This is a genomic window from Pseudomonas palleroniana (assembly GCF_003031675.1).
GTDB classification, from domain to species: Bacteria; Pseudomonadota; Gammaproteobacteria; order Pseudomonadales; family Pseudomonadaceae; genus Aquipseudomonas; species Aquipseudomonas palleroniana.
This window is the reverse complement of the sequence record NZ_PYWX01000079.1, coordinates 1-380: the sequence shown is the minus strand read 5'-3', so window position 1 is coordinate 380 and position 380 is coordinate 1. Positions and strand designations below refer to the sequence as shown.

1 protein-coding gene is annotated in these 380 nt (G+C 60.3%); it reads left to right on the top strand.

Annotated elements, in window-relative coordinates; translation table 11 throughout:
• Window positions 1–380: immunoglobulin-like domain-containing protein (locus C9383_RS26090; RefSeq protein ID WP_146164722.1), on the top strand; the 380-nt coding region annotated here is incomplete at both ends.

Genomic DNA, 380 nt, shown 5'->3' with positions numbered 1-380 from the left:
ACCGTCACCACCGTGGCGCCGAACGACGTCTACAAAGGCGACCAGACCGTCACCACCGCCATCAAAGGCGTCACCGGCGGCGAGCATTTCGAGAACCTGGTACCGGGCACTACGCCGGTAAATACCACCGTTACCGATACTCCGGGCACTGCTGACACCACCACCGTGACCCTGACCGCGCCAAGCGCAGTTAATGAAGGCGGTCAGATTACGTACACCGCGACCTTGAGCAATAAGGCCGGCACCGACGTCACCCTGAAACTCGACAACGGCTCGAGCATTACCATCAAGGCTGGTGACACCGTCGGTACTGTGACCGTCCCGGCGCCGAGCGATGACGTGTTCATCGACAAGAGCACCCAGACAGTCAAGATCACCGA